Source organism: Phycisphaerae bacterium, assembly GCA_035275405.1.
GTDB lineage: Bacteria > Planctomycetota > Phycisphaerae > UBA1845 > UTPLA1 > DATEMU01.
The window spans coordinates 124,507-139,267 of sequence record DATEMU010000004.1 but is presented as its reverse complement, the minus strand read 5'-3'; the positions used below and the strand labels follow the sequence as shown (position 1 = coordinate 139,267).

The window sequence follows — 14,761 nt, the reverse complement described above, 5'->3', positions numbered from 1 at the left end:
CTCCCCTTCATACTACCTGTTGGGGTCAGGGACGGCCCGCAGGAGTCCGTGGCAGAAAGATGCAATGTCCCTACTGCAAAGAACAACGTAACGACAAGGTCATCGACTCCAGAGCGACCGAAGGCGGTACGGTCATTCGGCGGCGACGCCAATGCCTGTCCTGCAACAAGCGATATACGACGTATGAGCGAGTGGAAGAGACCGGCAAGTTGCTGGTCGTCAAGAAGAGCGGCGAGCGCGTGCCCTACGAGCGGGAAAAACTGCTCGGCGGATTGCAGCGCGCCTGCTGGAAGCGCCCCATCGGCATCGAAGCGCTTCAAAAGCTGGCCGACGAAGTCGAGGAAGAGGTCTTCCGCGAATTCGATCGCGAAGTGCCCAGCTCCTATCTCGGTAGCGCCGTCTCCCGACGACTCGCCAAGCTCGACAAGATCGCCTACCTGCGGTTCGCCAGCATGTATCACGAATTCCAACAGGTCGATGATTTCATCGAGGAGGCCCAGGCGATTTTGGACCGCGATCAACGAGAGGTCGCGGGCCAGCAGGATTTATTCCATGAACGATCCGATAGTGAGCCATAGCGGTCTTTCCGTCGCCAAGCGCGACGGGACCGTCGAACCGTTCGTCATCGGCAAGATCTTGAACTGCGTGCAAAACGGGCTGGCCGCCAGCGGCGAGCCCCTGGCCATCGACACCAGCGCGGCAGGGGGGCTGGCCGAGGCGGTGTACGAGTATCTCAAGAACTCGTACCCCGAGTCGCCGGTCCCTTCGAAGCACCTGGCGGAACTGGTGGAACTCGTGCTCTCCCAGACGGGGCACTCCGCCGCCGGTCTGGCCATTCGCCAGCACGCGCATTTCCGCGATCGGCAGCGGCGCCGCGTGACGGTGGCGACACCGCGACCGGCTGACGGCCGCTTCGTGCAGAAGCGCTGGGACAAGACTTTGCTGATCCGACACCTGCGACGACATCACCTGCTCGATACGCCGGCTTCAAGGATGATCGCCGGTCGTGTCGAGCAGATGATTTTTGAATGCGGACTCCGCTCGGTGACCGGCGGACTCGTCCGGGAGTTGGCCCGCAGCGAGATGCTGGCGTGGGGCCTTCTGGCCGGGGCGCTGGTCGTCAAAAGGACCCGGAAGGAGCGCGACACACGAAGGGTCGAGGACCGATCCGAGTCCGCGTGAAACTTTGTGGCACCGGCTCTTAGCCGGTGTGTTGCGGCCGGCGTCCCTGCCGGCCGTAGAAGTCGAATTTGGTCTGATTACGGACGATCAGGCAAAAGACGAGCGCTCCAGCGTGAGCGCGGCAGGCGGAACCGATCAAGGATGTTGCAACGGACGCCGGTTCCGCCGCTTTTTGGCCTGTCGTAAGACTCCGCCCTCATCCGAGCGCCACGGCGTGGGCTCTTGTCTTGCGACAGGCTTCTTTTCTGCGCCGCCTCAGGCTACGGGGCGTTTTCGAAATACGCTAGAATAGCTTGGAGCTATGAAGCCCACGGTATATTTGGATTCTTCCGTTCCGAGCTACTGGCTGGAACCGGCAAGCGATGACCCCATCATCCGTGCGCGCCACTTGATTATTCGTCGTTGGTGGGATGAGGAGTTGGGGCGATTCGAAGTGCGCATTTCTCAGTATGTTTTGGATGAACTCGCGCAAGGGGATTCGCTTCGAGCGACCCGGCGGCTCGAACTCGTCAAACAGTTTGCATCACTAGATATCAGCGACTCCGTCATCGATGCCGCCGACTTCTATATGGCCAACTTTGCGATGCCTCGGCGCGATGCCCGCGATGCTTTCCACATCGCTTTCGCGTCGGTCTACGAAGTGGACTATCTGTTGACGTGGAACTATGCTCATCTAGCCAATGCCAGCAAGAGGAAGCACATCGAAACCCTAAACCAGCGGCTTCGATTGATCTCGCCGGTCATTTGTTCGCCCGAAGAACTGATGCTGGAATCGCGGGAGTAAAACTGGATATGTTTTTTGATCCTGTTGTCGAGGAAATGAGAACTAACGGAGCGCGGCTTGCCGAAGAATGCGGTGGAGATATCCGGCGTATTGCCGACCGCCTACGCCGCGAACAGGCCGAGCATCCCGATCGTGTCGTCATCCGTCGGGAGGGAATCAAGGGTCAGTCACCGCAACCCGACACGACAAAACATACACGCCCTTAAGAACGTGCTGACATACGCCTTCCGCACTCGGGACAGATACCGCTGACGTTGCCCATCAAGTCGTAACCGCACACGGGGCAAGCTTGTTGTCGCTGTCGAGTGTCCTTAAGGGCCTGAAGGTAGAAGATTGAACCAAGAACTGAAAACAATAGAAGACGCCCGAGTTTCTCGTAAGTGTCCTGTTGCGCCGATCCGTGCAAGGCTCCCAATACGGGCATCAAATTGAGGAAAAGGTTAGTGAAACAGGCAAGCGAGGCTATCAGAAAGGCCCATTTTAAAATACCACGAAGTCGACGAGAAACTAACCCAGGATAAACCAGGGCGATTGCTGCGACCGCCATTAAGTCGACGCTGATGTCCCATGCTCTGAAAAGTGGCGGGCGTCCTGATAGAACGACAAACCCACCGTCCGTGATACAGTCAGAAAACTCAAACACACCAGGCACGCTGATCTGCAAATCTTTGCTCGATGAAGTCCCGGAATAACGCACCTGTCGGTTGAACGAAAGACATCCGCCAATGATCGATGCCGATATCTTCCCGCTTCCGTATTCGAGCGGCCAAATCGTAATCTGGTATCCGCCCCGGACTTGGTGGATGTAGCTCGCCGCCCCAATGACGGCTCCACCAATTGACATGACGACGGACAAGAGAATGCCAATCCGCCTGAAGTAACCCAAAGGGGACTCCTCGGCTTTCTTTTCTTCACTCGTAATTCTTCATTCGAAATTGCCGCTACACCACCGGAGGCCGCCCGATCGAGTAGTACGCAAACCCTCGCCGGCGAATCTGATCGGGCTTGTAGAGGTTGCGGCCGTCGAAGATGACTGGCTGCTTGAGGATCGCCTTGAGGCGGTCAAAGTCCGGCGAGCGGTATTCGTTCCACTCAGTGCAGATGACCAGGGCATCGGCCCCCTGCGCGGCCTGATAGGCGTCCGCGCAATATTCGATCTTCATGCTGAAGACGCGGCGCAGGTTGTCCAGGGCCTTGGGGTCGCTGATCCGCACCTTCGCCCCGGCGTCGAGCAGACCCTCGATGACGCGGAGCGCGGGGGCCTCGCGGATGTCGTCGGTCTTGGGTTTAAAGGCCGCGCCCCAGATGGCGAAGGACCGACCGGTGAGCTGCCCCTTGAAGTGTGACTTGATCCGCTCGACGAGCAGGCCTTTCTGCCGCTCGTTGAGGAGGTGGACCTGGTGCAGCATTTCGGCGGGCACGTTCGCGTCGTTGGCGACGTGCCAGAGCGCCTGGACGTCCTTCGGGAAACAGCTTCCACCGTAGCCGATACCGGGGTAGAGGAAGTGCGAACCGATCCGGGCGTCGTAGCCGATCCCCTCGCGGACCTCGTCCACGTCGATCGCCATCGCCTCGCAGATGTTGGCGATCTGATTGATGAAGCTGATGCGCGTGGAGAGGTAGCAGTTCGCCGCGTACTTGACCATCTCCGCGGCGGCACGTCGGACCACCAGAATCGGGTGGCGGTTACGCACGAACGGCGCGTAAAGTTCTTTCATGATTTCCGCCGCCTGCGCATCCTCCGAGCCGATGACCACGCGATCCGGCCGCTGGAAATCATCGACCGCCGAACCTTCCTTGAGGAACTCCGGGTTGCTGACAACGGCAATGGGATGTTTGGCCAGCGGCGTCACCAGCTTCTCGACCTGGGCGCACGTCCCGACGGGAACGGTGGATTTCATCACCAGGACGGTCCGTTTGGTGACGGCTCGGGCGATGTCCTGCACGGCGGCAAAGATCCCCGACAAGTCCGCCGAGCCGTCGTGATTCGGCGGCGTACCGATGGCGATGAAGATAATCTCCGCGTGTTGGACGGCCTCGACGAGGTTGGTCGTCAGGCGGAAGCGCCGGGCAGCGAGATTGGCCGTGAGCAGGTCGGTCAGTCCCGGCTCGAAGATCGTGCACTCGCCGCGGGAAAGCTTGGCGACTTTGTCGTCATCGACATCCAGGCCGATGACGTCGTTGCCCGTGTCCGCGAGGCAGACGCCAGTGACCAACCCGACATAACCCGTCCCGACGATAGTAATTCGCATGGTGCGTACTCTTCCTCGTGTTTTCGAATTGGATTATCGGTGAAAATGGGGATTCTATCCAGCCAGCGAGTATGTCGAAAATCAGGACCAGGCACGCAAGTACCTGCCGGAGAACGATTCGCGCCGAATGACGGACGCCCTCAAGGGGTGCGCCACTCGGCCAGATCTTTCGGTCGGGGTTCTGTAAGCAAACCGCACCAAGACGCGATTAAGCTAAGGCGGTAGTCGCCGCCATCAGGGCCACATCCTGAATCGAATGCCCGCAAAGTTGCCCTATGTTCACGACTCGCTCCGGCTCCTGCGGCATGTCGGGTCGCCAGAGGATGAGCTGGTCGCGGCGGTCGTTGACACCGACGATCCAATCCGCCGCCGCGTAGCCCCAGCGGATCGGCTGGCCGCAACGGTATTCGATGCTGAAGGCGTCGCCGAGGACGAGCATTTCCAGGTGCGGCTGACGGTCTCCTACGACGACGCGCGGGGCCCCGCCGCCCGGTAGCCACGCGAGCGATTCGACCGCCCGGCCGCACGCGGGCCGAATGGTCTCCGCCGTATCAAAGGCCCCGAAGAGCCAGCGGGCGATCCGCCCGTCGGCCAGACCGGCAATAATCGTCTCCTCCGCGACGAGCAAGGCGGTGACGTTTGCAGGGGCCGTCAGCGACATCAGTCCTTCGCACGATTCCGGAGCAAGAGCGAGCACCTCGCGGTCGGCAGCCAGCCAAATCCGTCTCGTCGCGTCCGTCTGCACGTCGCGAACGGACTTGCAGACCGCCAGCCGGTCCGCCAGCGGCATATCGACTTGTCGCGGTTCGCCGAGCTTCCAGCGGATGAGGCCGACCTCTGAATGCGTCGCGAACAGATGATCTCCGGCCAACGTCGCGGCATTGACGCCACCGCGCAGCTCGCGCGAGGGTGCAAACGCGAGGGACTCGACATCCTGGCTGCCCTCTTTCAGCACGTGGACCCCCGTGCGCGCTCCGACGAGTCGAGTCCCATCGTTGCAGACTCGAACCGACCGAAGTGGCCCGAGCGAGGGTGCAAGAGGTTGCCGTTGAAGCGGCTGATCAGGCGCTTGGGGATCGAGCGAAATCAGCTCGTCGCCGGCCACAATGAGTACCGCGCTGGTCTGCGTTGCAGCGCTGCCGCGGGATAGGAGGGCCTGGTACAGCCCACCGCGCTCGGCGGGGGAAAACGTCTTGATGAGATCGACGACCGCGGTCCCCGGCGACTTGGCCGCGAGAGCGCCGAGCTGCTCCAGTGTTGACGAGAGGTGGGCCAAGTGCTCGACCTGCGACTGCCGGTCGCGCTCGCGCTGCTGTTTTTGCTGCTCCAGACGTTCTTGACGGGTGGTAGCCGCCTTGCGCAGCGACTGCGTCTCGACATAATCCGTCGAGTGGGCGGCGAATCGTGCGGCCGATGCCAGTGAAAGCCCGGACTCAAAGGCCAGCGACTGAAACTCCTCGGCGAGGCCATCGTCGAAGGCGCCGGCGGCGTCCGTGGAGAGCAGGTCCGCCGCGGGCCGCTGCTTGACGAACCTCTCGACGGTGCGGCGTACGAGCGGCTCGCAGAAATGTCGCAGGCGGTCGGCCGTCAGGGTTTCGATCCCGGCCATCAGGTTCTTCTGGAAGGCGACCATGTCTAGGCGGTCGTTGCCCGCACAAACGGACAGACCGACACTGACACGGATGGCGAAGTTATCCTGCGAAGTGAGGGCCCCGAGTTCATAGTTGAGCATGAAAGGGGTCGTGCGGACGAAGAGCAGCTTGCGGCAGTCCGCGGCTTCAATCTCGCGCCCGGACGCGACGAAGCCCGGCGAGGACGACTCGCCCCAGACCAGGGCGACGCACTCCGGCGGAACGGTTACGCGCCGCGTGAGGATTGAAAAAACCTCCTGCGGCCGGACGACGCACGCGACAGTTTGCATGTCCGTCATGAAATGGTCGATGTTGAACGCACCGGAGATCATGGTTGCATCCACCCCAGAAAAGTCTCACGCAGAGGCGCAGAGATCGCAGAGTCAGGAAAGAAATCTTATCAGGCTGTTTCTTTTCTCTGCGTGCTCTGCGCCTCTGCGTGAGCTTTCTTAGTTCGCATCCCGGAACTGTTCAAAACGCAACAGGTCCTTTTTCTTCACGGACGGCGTCAGTTCCGCCAGCGCCATCACAATGTCCGCCATCGCGATCGGCCGCGCCGTTTCGCCGCCGACGGCCCCCATGAACGGGATCGTAGCCGCGCGTTCGGCGAGGGCCTTGATGTCCGCGCCGCTGTAGCCCTCCAGCTTCGCCACAAGTTCCGCAAAATCCACGTCATCGGCGAGCGGGCGGCTGCCCAGATAAATCTCCAGTAAGCGGTGGCGGGCGGGCTCGTCCGGCAACGGCACGTAAACCTTCGCGTCGAACCGTCCCGGCCGCATGACTGCGCTGTCGAGGGCCCACGGCTCGTTCGTCGCCCCCACGAAGAGCAGCGGCTTCGACGCCGAGGAGCGGTCGAAGCCCTCCAGCTCTTGAAGAATCTGCGGCACGACGCGGGTCATGACGCTGCTGGAGGAATCCCGCCGGCTGGGCACCATCGCCTCGATCTCGTCGATGAAAATAATCGAGCGCGGCTCGGCCTTGGCTGCCTCGAAGAGCTTGCGGACGTTCTGCTCGGCCTCGCCGACCCACTTGGACATGACCTGCGCGGGCGAGACGACGAACATTGTCGCGTCGATCTCGCAGGCCACGGCCTTGGCGATCATCGTCTTGCCCGTGCCGGGCGGGCCGTAAAGCAATAGGCCGCCGCCGGTCGCGATCCGGTACTTCGCCGCGAGTTCCGGGTGCGCGAAGGGGTAGATCATCTTGAGGCGGATCTCGTGCTTGACGTCGTCGAGACCGGCGATGTCGTCGAACTTGACGGTCGGCTTGTCGCGGACGATCCAGTCCTGCGCGTCGGCCCCGGCCTCGTCACCTTCGCCGCTCGCCGCCCGCCGCCGCTCCTGCCGCCGGTGTGCCGCCTTGCCGTCGCACTGCTTGGCGAATTCGATGAGTTCGGCGGCCATCGCCTTCCGCCGCGCCCGCCGCGCGGCATCGCCCGTCTCGGCGGCGATTTTGATCATCGCGTCGGCGGCCTGCATTAGAAACGGCTTGGCCTCCGCGAAGTTCCCAGCCTGATAGGCCGCGAGCCCGCGTTCTTTGAGGCGTTCGAAGGTGGGGTAGGAAACGCTCATGGTCGTAGTGCGGGCCTATTCCGCCGCCCCAGAACTCGGGTCGATTACGCCGTTGTCCATGGCATGGGCCAATTTTGCTACTCGACGATCATTTCGCCAGCGATTTATCCCGAAGTACCAACACTGCAGTGCTACCAAGCCGGCACAAATCAATACGGCAATCTCACCCGATTTCGACATTCCCAGGAATCGCCCCAAGCCCAATGCGGCCCATGTAGCGCCAATTAGCCAAACAGGAAGCCAACAAATAGATGGACCCCGAATCGGCTCAAACAAATCGATCTCGTAGACACGCCGCCAAATTGCGTCGACTCCGACCGTTAACGGGCCTCCAATGACCATTCCTAATGTCTCGTAATCCTCGACGCCGCATTTTTTTGCAATGACGTATCCGAGGGCCATTGGTGGCCCGGCGACAAGAATGCCCGTAATGTTGAAGTGCAAAGCCATCGATCACAGCAAGAGCTACTTCGTCTCCTTCTGCCCCGCGTTCTTAACTTCGTTCAGTTCCGCCCGCAGCGCGTCCAGTTCGTCCATGTCCTTCGCGTGTTCCGCCTCGCCTTCTGCCTCGATCAGCGCGTCGATCTCCTGATCGGTCACGACCTCCGCGGGGACATTCGCAGTGTCGCTCGCCGCAATGTCCTCGACTGTCTCCAGGAACATCGTCATCCGCTCCTCCATGCTCTGGCTCTGGGCCATGGCCTTTTCCCAGTCGAGCTGCGTCCGAGCGAGGTCGGTCTCGCCGAACATTCGGCTGATCTCCGAGGCCATCGTGCCCATCGCGGTCGCGAAATCCGACGAGGCCTCCGCCTGCCGCTTGATGATGAGAGCGTTCTTGACCGCCAGAAGCTGCCGCTCCAGCATCTTCCGCACGGTCGCCGTCTTCTTGAGGGAATTGCGGATGAAGACGTACTGCGAGTTGTCGCCAATCTCCTTGGCCCGCCGGGCGTTGCGGACGAAGTCGTCGGTGAACTTCTTCTGCTCGCTGATCGATTTCTCGATGCGGCGGATGCCCTGGCGGATTTTGATGTCGCGCTCGATGCGGCGCTCTTCGGCGGATTTGAACAAGCTCATTGGGTCCTCCGGACAATTGCGAATAGCGAATGGCGAATAGCGAAATAAGGATTCCGCCGCCTCTTCGTACTTTCGCTATTCGCTATTCGCCACTCGTCATTCATCCTACCATTCATCCGGGATAATCAGCCAGCAGACCAGATAGACGAGGATGCCGGGGAAGGCGATCGACAGAATCGACAGTACGACGTAGGCCACGCGGGCCAGCGTGGGGTCGATCCCGAAATACTCGGCGAGCCCGCCGACCACGCCCGCGATCATCCGATGCCGCCGCGAACGGCGTAGCGGTCTTGCCACATGCATGATGGGTCCTCCGCCCGACCAGTGGTTTTTTACAGGCACGATTTACGCGCCCTCCGCCTGCGCCTGATGCCGCTCCCGCACACGGCGATCCGCCTCGTCAAACGCCTGATTCGCGTCCTTCATCAGTCCGGTGTCCATCTGCTCCCACACGTCGAGCACCTGCTTGGAGCCCGGCGTGAGCATCGACTCGCCGTCGTCGGCGCCGACCTGAAGCATCGAATCCAGCCGCTCCTGGTACATGTCCGCCGTAATGGCGTCGTTCTCGATCATCTTCTCGAGGACGATGATATCCCGCTCGCTGATGAGGCCGAGCTTGGACCCGCGGGCCTTGGCCCGTTCGGCGTTCTCGCGAAGCATCCGCATCCGCGAGACCGTCAGGAACTCTTTGCTGCGGATGTTGAGCTGCCGCCCTGTCATCATCTGCTCGGTCGTCTTGAGATCGAACTCCTGCGCAAGGATTCGGCGCAGCTCCGGCGATTTCTCCTGGCGACCGCGCTCGAAGATGTCTTGTTTCTTTGCGGCGGCATCGGTGATCCGTTTCAGAAGCTGCTCGCGATCGCGGGCGAGGAGCAATTCCTGACGGCGCAGCTCCTGCCGCGTCATGGCGGAGAGGGGTTTGCCTTTCTTGGTCAACCAGTCAAAGAGGGCCATTCACTACTCCGCCTGCGCTTTGTCTCGCTGCTGCCGCGACTTGGACTTCGCCTCGGCGACTTGTGTCGGGGCTGCTTCGGAGGGCGCACCTTCGGGCGATTTTTCCGCGACCGATGCTTCCAGCTCCTTCAAGATCGCCGCCTCATCCGACGAGATTGCCGACTGGGCCATGCCGACTTCCATTCCGCTGACCAGTTCATCACTCGCCGCGAGTTGTTCCAGAATCTCCTCGGCATTGACCGCCGCCTCGGTCAGTTCGTCGCCGCTGGGAAGCTGGGCCACGCTGCCGGTCTGTGCGAGTTCCAGATTGTGGATGTGCGTGCTGATGATATTGATCTGCTTGCTCAGCATCGCCGCGCTGGTGTTGCAGCGGGAAATATCCTTTCGCAGGTGGCTGATTTGCGAGGCCACGCGCCGTTTGACCACGTTGGACGTCGCCGCCTTGCCCTCGTCGATCAGCACGGATTCCTTCTTTTCCAGCTTGCCGATGTCCTCGTACATGCGGTTCAGGCGGTCGGCGAGCGAGGCCCGGCGTTCGGCGAGGACGTCGATCTTCTTCCCCTCCTCACCCGCGCTGAAAAACAGGCTCTTGATCCATTGGGCCAACGACATCGAATCCTCCTCGCCTACCATAGCAGGCGCTCCACGATACAGCAGGAAATCACCCGATCGCTTTGCCAGGCGAAGCTCGGGATCGGCGCGGGACTCCACCTCAAACGCGGTCTGCACGACCTTCGGAGGGAGCTGCAAGCGAGCCGCCAGTCCACCGGCCGATAACCCGCCGGTCAAGAGGTCGGTGCTCCGATCTCGTATTTCCCGGCGGACGCGTTCTATTTTCTGGCGGCCGTCTTCCGGGTCAAACAAGGCCAGGAGCCGGTCATCCAGTTGCCGGCCGATGCCGCCCGTTGTCCAGCCGCCGCCTTCGCGGGGGCTGATCAACACGAGCGAGACGTTCGGGGACTCCGGCAAAGAATCCCACACGCTGGGATCGAACCCGCTGGGGCTGCACACGCCGATCACGTGCGGCGTTCGGTGGTCCAGGACGAGGCTGCGGACATGCTCGTTGAGCTGGCCAACAGTGACCGGCGGGGGCGGTTCATCCGACGAGAGCAGTGGCTCCGGTGGGGCAATCACGGTCGCCGCCGTGACGCTTCGCAGTCGCCGGCCGAAGAAGAACCTGCGTTCGTAACCGCGAACGGTGAAGCCGCGCCCCTGCGGCATCTTCGCGTAGCGCGACTTGTCATAGATGCGGCGCTCGATCATGGCGGCGCGGACATTCTCGCCGCGGTCGTGTTCCTCGTGCTTGAAGGTCGTGCCGCGGATAAGGCGCGAACCGGCCGCCTTCAGATTGGCCTGAACCCCGGCCAGATAGGCAGACTCGATTTCGCAGGCATGATCCGCCGCTGTGCTCATCCAACCTCAATTCTAGTCCTGAAGCCGCTCCACACGCTACCGGGGAGCTTCGCGCCGGCGACCGCACATTCGGCAGAACCGAGCGTGGCCGGGGTTGGCCGCGCGGCAGGTCGACCGTTCGCACTCCCACTCGGCAGCGAAACGCCGCGGCGACCTCGACCGATTCGCACCGCCGCCCAAGTTTTCCTCGATCTCCAGACCTTGTCCGCGGACGGCGCTGAAGAAGGAATACACCACGACGGCGAAGATCACCACGAAGAAGATCAGCGGAAAGAGCGACATTCCAGTCGTCCAAACGAACATCGCGCATCACCCCAGGGACGCCGACAGTACGGCGCCGCACAAAATGCAATAGAGATCCTCCGAACCGGGATAGCCGCCGCAGGTCGGACAGCGGCGAACGCGGCTCGCTATTTGCTCGCCGCACATGATGCAGAAGTTATCGTCGGGCTCTCCGGCGTAACCGCACCCGGGACAGCCAGAGGCGCGGAACGCCCGCGGCCCGGGCAAGGGCGGCATCTCAACACGACCCGACACCGACACGGGTGATGCCGTGACATGCATCGCCCGGAGTACGTCGGCGGCGCTCGCGAAGCGCCGATCATGGCGAGTGTGCAGCCGGGTGTAGACCGTATCGACCCACGCGGGAAGGCCCTCCCGCAGCGAGGACGGCAGGTCGCTTCCGCTGGGCCGCTCGCCGCAGATCATCTCGAACAGCACGATGCCGACGGAGTAAAGGTCGCTTCGGGCATCGGTCTGTCCGCCGTCGCGCTGCTCAGGAGCCATGTAAGCGAGCGTGCCGGAAATGCTCTTGCCGTCCTCGGCGAGCAGGCTGCCGGATTGGAGAATACTATTTGCGGTCAGTTCTCCGGCGCGGCCAAGGCCGAAATCCGTGACCTTTACATCCTCGGCGCGGATTTGATCGACGGGCCGCTTTCCGGCGCCGGCCACGAGGATGTTCGCGGGTTTGATATCGCGGTGGATCACCCCGCCGGCATGGGCGCATTCCAAGGCGCTGAGCACGCCGCGCAGAATTTGTTCGATCGATCGCATGGGCAAGCCTTGCCGATGGGCGGCGATCAGCCCGGCCAGCGACTGGCCATCGACGAATTCCATAACGAGGTAGGGCGTCTCGGCGTAGGGGTCCAGTCCGATGGCGCGGACGATGTTTGGATGGCGCAAGCCATGAATCGTGCAGGCTTCCTTCTGAAGATTGCGAACGTACTGGGAGTCGGTCGGGACTTTTATGGCGACAACTTCGTCCTTCCAGACGTGGTGGTGCGCCTTCCAGACTTGGCCGAAGCTGCCCGCCCCGACGAGCGCGTCGAGGACGTATTCGCTGATGCGCTCACCGACCTGCGGCCCGGTCATGACGAACCCCTTCCCATTGAAGAACAACGGGGGCTGCAAAGACGGATCACGAGTCCACCTGCCTGGCCAGGGACTCGCAGATCACGAAATTATACGCCGCTGCGGCGGCAAAACCAAGAATCAGGACGAGCCAGGTAAACCCGCCGTTAACTTGCCAGCCGGCCATCCACAAGGCCAACAGGATATCCGCAAAGCTATATACGCCGATGACGGCGATGGAGGTCGCGGCGGCGCTGCCGGCCGACTGCATGGCGGCCTGTCGCGCGAGGAGCGGCCGCATGAAGAGGTAGCTGGACCACGGCAGGGCGGCGGCGATGACGATCCACACGATCGTCAGCTTCACGACTTGTGCCATCGACTTCAGCGCCTCGGGGTTCTGGTAGCACCAATAACCCCCGGCGGCGACGGCGAGGAAAATGAGCGCCGTGGCGATTTTCCCCCCGACGAATTTGGCCATGTCCGCAAACAAATCAGGCTCCTTTTACCGCAGCCACCGCCTGGTCTCCACGATGGACGAGACAACGAGATAGGCCACATCCGCGGCCAGATCAATGATGAATTCCCACATGTGCCCGACCATTGTCCCTTTGTCTAAACTATAACTTCCTTGTACACTGGTGCGACTACAAAGCCCCGCCGTCTTTGGAATCATGCGTGGGACGTTCCCAATCGGTCGGTCGGAGCTGCAAAGTCCTTATTCACAGTAGGTTAGCCTATCGAACGCCGCTGTCCTGGCGAATCCGATCGGTTGGCCAATACGATCAACCGGGAAAACACCATGCCGAAAGCCACCGACATCCGTAAAGGCCAGGCCGTCATCTATGAGGGCAAGCTCTGGTTCGTCCACGACTCGCAGCGCGTCGCCAAGGGCAACTGGCGCAGCTACATGCAGATCAAGCTCAAGAACTTCAAGACCGGCCAGGTCATCGACAACCGCTTCAACATGGATGAGGAGCTGGAATCCCCGCACGTCGAGGACAAGCAGTTCGAGTATCTCTACAAGGAGGGCGACAGTTTCGTCCTCATGGACACCACGACCTTTGACCAGATCAACGTCCCCGCCGAGATCATGCCCGATGCCGACAAGTACCTCAAAGGCAATGAGCGGCTCATGGCCAAATTCGTCGACGGCCAGGTCGTCGGCGTCGAGTTGCCCAACATTGTCGAACTGACCGTTACCGATGCCGCGCCGGTCGTCAAAGGCGCGACGGCGACGAACCAAAGCAAAGAGGCCATCCTCGAAACCGGTCTGACCGTTCGCGTTCCGCCGTTTATTACCAACGGCGAGGTGGTCCGCGTCGACACGCGCACCGGCGAGTATATGGAACGGGCCTGACCGCTCCCTCTCCCTTCGAGGGACAGGGTTGGCGTGAGGGTTCGACTGCATGGCGGATTTGAGTCTCAGTTCACCGCTGCCCACATCCCCGCGACATTTCTCTGTTTACTGGAGCGCTTTCGCGATCCTGAGCGGTCTGGTCGATCCGCTCATGGGGGTATTCGTCAAGATCGCCAGCATATTTTGGTGGCCCCGGCTGCCCGCGAAGGCGGACACGCCGAGGCGGCGAAAGCGCGGGCTGCTGCTGGTATTAGGCGGCATTGAAGGCCCCAGCCCGTATAACCACGCGATGGCGTGTGGCATGCTGCGCTCGCGGTATCGCGGGGCGGTCGTGCGATTTGGCTGGAACCGGGGCATTCCCTTCCTGCGCAGCCTGGTCAACCTGATGAGCCGCTGCCACCACGCGCGGCAGACCGCGCGGCTCGTCGAGCGGATCGTTTCGTACAAGTGTCGTTACCCGGATGCCCCAGTCAATCTGCTCGCGCAATCCGGCGGGTGCTGGATCGTGCTGAAGGCGCTGGAGCAGCTCCCCGTGGACATCCGCGTTGACAGCGCGGTTCTCATCGCGCCGTCGATTTCGCCGGATTACGACATTACTTGCGCGACCTCCCGATGCGCGAGCGGCCTCGTCTCGATCGGCGGTCCCGGTGATTTCTTCTTTCTCGGCGTCGGCACGACGCTCTTCGGCACATCCAATCGCGTCCACTCACCCTCCGCCGGCTGGATTGGCTGGCACCATCACCCGGCCGGCTTCCGCGAAGTCCGCTGGCATCCTAGATGGTTGCGATACGGCTATTTCAGCAACCACACCTCTTCATCCTCACAGGCGTTAATCCAATACGTCGTCGCGCCGCTGCTCACTTCACGAGACCAAAGACATGCGGTCCTCGCGAACAAAAATCCCAAATAATGAATAGCGATGGCAGCATCATCGCACCCGCAATAACTATCCAGACCGGATGCTTGCGGAGAATCTCCTTCAGGCAAATAGCGTCGGCCAGTAGCATCAAGCCGATCGCCGCGAGTAATACTCCGCGGTAGCCGCCTCTGCTTATCGTTACTGTTGAACACATCAACGCGGTCGACATGGAGAAGAAGGCGAATACCAATAGGAATGACGAGTGAACGGGTTTACGCATCCACATGCAGCCTCCACAATTAGTGCGTTCATCATCATCTTACCAGCACGAGGT

The 14,761-nt window shown here is 61.5% G+C and carries 16 protein-coding genes; 5 read left to right on the top strand and 11 right to left on the bottom strand.

The features are described from left to right. Positions 1–59 precede the first annotated feature (59 nt). From nrdR to VJZ71_07510, 3 genes are all read left to right on the top strand, one after another. Entirely contained in the window at positions 60–578 is a 519-nt protein-coding gene (nrdR, locus tag VJZ71_07520; GenBank protein HKQ47899.1) for a transcriptional regulator NrdR, read from the top strand. Continuing rightward, positions 553–1,182, top strand: coding sequence for an ATP cone domain-containing protein (locus tag VJZ71_07515; protein ID HKQ47898.1), 630 nt, complete (start codon positions 553–555; stop codon positions 1,180–1,182). The genes nrdR and VJZ71_07515 overlap by 26 nt, the downstream gene beginning before the upstream one ends. A 301-nt stretch (positions 1,183–1,483) precedes the next feature. After that, on the top strand, positions 1,484–1,966 hold the full coding sequence (locus VJZ71_07510) for a type II toxin-antitoxin system VapC family toxin (GenBank protein HKQ47897.1): 483 nt from the start codon (positions 1,484–1,486) through the stop codon (positions 1,964–1,966). A 202-nt stretch (positions 1,967–2,168) separates the two neighbouring features. Here VJZ71_07510 and VJZ71_07505 read toward each other — a convergent pair whose 3' ends face one another. The 11 genes from VJZ71_07505 to VJZ71_07455 form a co-directional block, all read right to left on the bottom strand. Next, positions 2,169–2,852, bottom strand: a complete 684-nt coding sequence (locus VJZ71_07505) for a hypothetical protein (protein ID HKQ47896.1) — start codon at positions 2,850–2,852, stop codon at positions 2,169–2,171. 55 nt (positions 2,853–2,907) lie between these two features. After that, entirely contained in the window at positions 2,908–4,218 is a 1,311-nt protein-coding gene (locus VJZ71_07500) for a UDP-glucose/GDP-mannose dehydrogenase family protein (GenBank protein ID HKQ47895.1), read from the bottom strand. Between the two features lie 208 nt (positions 4,219–4,426). Further along, on the bottom strand, positions 4,427–6,181 hold the full coding sequence (locus VJZ71_07495) for a hypothetical protein (protein HKQ47894.1): 1,755 nt from the start codon (positions 6,179–6,181) through the stop codon (positions 4,427–4,429). 117 nt (positions 6,182–6,298) lie between these two features. Further along, positions 6,299–7,420 carry an ATP-binding protein gene (locus tag VJZ71_07490; GenBank protein ID HKQ47893.1) on the bottom strand — a complete coding sequence of 374 codons (1,122 nt, stop codon included), beginning with the start codon at positions 7,418–7,420 and terminating at the stop codon, positions 6,299–6,301. Between the two features lie 465 nt (positions 7,421–7,885). After that, on the bottom strand, positions 7,886–8,494 hold the full coding sequence (locus VJZ71_07485; protein HKQ47892.1) for a hypothetical protein: 609 nt from the start codon (positions 8,492–8,494) through the stop codon (positions 7,886–7,888). A 105-nt stretch (positions 8,495–8,599) separates the two neighbouring features. Continuing rightward, the gene (locus VJZ71_07480) at positions 8,600–8,797 is read right to left on the bottom strand and encodes a PspC domain-containing protein (GenBank protein ID HKQ47891.1); all 198 of its coding nucleotides are present in this window, start codon (positions 8,795–8,797) and stop codon (positions 8,600–8,602) included. Positions 8,798–8,839: 42 nt separating this feature from the next. Beyond that, positions 8,840–9,448 carry a hypothetical protein gene (locus VJZ71_07475; GenBank protein HKQ47890.1) on the bottom strand — a complete coding sequence of 203 codons (609 nt, stop codon included), beginning with the start codon at positions 9,446–9,448 and terminating at the stop codon, positions 8,840–8,842. 3 nt (positions 9,449–9,451) lie between these two features. Then, positions 9,452–10,861, bottom strand: coding sequence for a hypothetical protein (locus VJZ71_07470; protein ID HKQ47889.1), 1,410 nt, complete (start codon positions 10,859–10,861; stop codon positions 9,452–9,454). A gap of 36 nt (positions 10,862–10,897) precedes the next feature. Continuing rightward, positions 10,898–11,143, bottom strand: coding sequence for a hypothetical protein (locus VJZ71_07465; GenBank protein HKQ47888.1), 246 nt, complete (start codon positions 11,141–11,143; stop codon positions 10,898–10,900). A gap of 27 nt (positions 11,144–11,170) precedes the next feature. Further along, positions 11,171–12,232, bottom strand: a complete 1,062-nt coding sequence (locus tag VJZ71_07460; GenBank protein HKQ47887.1) for a serine/threonine-protein kinase — start codon at positions 12,230–12,232, stop codon at positions 11,171–11,173. Between the two features lie 46 nt (positions 12,233–12,278). Next, the gene (locus VJZ71_07455; GenBank protein HKQ47886.1) at positions 12,279–12,689 is read right to left on the bottom strand and encodes a hypothetical protein; all 411 of its coding nucleotides are present in this window, start codon (positions 12,687–12,689) and stop codon (positions 12,279–12,281) included. A 321-nt stretch (positions 12,690–13,010) separates the two neighbouring features. On the opposite strand from VJZ71_07455, the gene efp reads away from it, so the two are divergent. Together efp and VJZ71_07445 are read left to right on the top strand one after the other, a co-directional pair. Next, complete coding sequence (efp, locus tag VJZ71_07450; protein HKQ47885.1) at positions 13,011–13,568, top strand: elongation factor P; 558 nt, start codon at positions 13,011–13,013, stop codon at positions 13,566–13,568. A gap of 49 nt (positions 13,569–13,617) precedes the next feature. Further along, a complete protein-coding gene (locus VJZ71_07445; GenBank protein HKQ47884.1) occupies positions 13,618–14,478 on the top strand; it encodes a hypothetical protein in 861 nt (286 codons plus the stop codon). Positions 14,479–14,761: the final 283 nt, after the last annotated feature.

Coding starts and splice junctions, on each gene's coding strand:
- nrdR (HKQ47899.1), top strand. CDS start 60: ATGCAATGTCCCTACTGCAAAGAACAACGTAACGACAAGGTCATCGAC.
- VJZ71_07515 (HKQ47898.1), top strand. CDS start 553: ATGAACGATCCGATAGTGAGCCATAGCGGTCTTTCCGTCGCCAAGCGC.
- VJZ71_07510 (HKQ47897.1), top strand. CDS start 1,484: ATGAAGCCCACGGTATATTTGGATTCTTCCGTTCCGAGCTACTGGCTG.
- VJZ71_07500 (HKQ47895.1), bottom strand. CDS start 4,218: ATGCGAATTACTATCGTCGGGACGGGTTATGTCGGGTTGGTCACTGGC.
- VJZ71_07495 (HKQ47894.1), bottom strand. CDS start 6,181: ATGATCTCCGGTGCGTTCAACATCGACCATTTCATGACGGACATGCAA.
- VJZ71_07490 (HKQ47893.1), bottom strand. CDS start 7,420: ATGAGCGTTTCCTACCCCACCTTCGAACGCCTCAAAGAACGCGGGCTC.
- VJZ71_07485 (HKQ47892.1), bottom strand. CDS start 8,494: ATGAGCTTGTTCAAATCCGCCGAAGAGCGCCGCATCGAGCGCGACATC.
- VJZ71_07480 (HKQ47891.1), bottom strand. CDS start 8,797: ATGCATGTGGCAAGACCGCTACGCCGTTCGCGGCGGCATCGGATGATC.
- VJZ71_07475 (HKQ47890.1), bottom strand. CDS start 9,448: ATGGCCCTCTTTGACTGGTTGACCAAGAAAGGCAAACCCCTCTCCGCC.
- VJZ71_07470 (HKQ47889.1), bottom strand. CDS start 10,861: ATGAGCACAGCGGCGGATCATGCCTGCGAAATCGAGTCTGCCTATCTG.
- VJZ71_07465 (HKQ47888.1), bottom strand. CDS start 11,143: ATGTCGCTCTTTCCGCTGATCTTCTTCGTGGTGATCTTCGCCGTCGTG.
- VJZ71_07460 (HKQ47887.1), bottom strand. CDS start 12,232: ATGACCGGGCCGCAGGTCGGTGAGCGCATCAGCGAATACGTCCTCGAC.
- VJZ71_07455 (HKQ47886.1), bottom strand. CDS start 12,689: ATGGCCAAATTCGTCGGGGGGAAAATCGCCACGGCGCTCATTTTCCTC.
- efp (HKQ47885.1), top strand. CDS start 13,011: ATGCCGAAAGCCACCGACATCCGTAAAGGCCAGGCCGTCATCTATGAG.
- VJZ71_07445 (HKQ47884.1), top strand. CDS start 13,618: ATGGCGGATTTGAGTCTCAGTTCACCGCTGCCCACATCCCCGCGACAT.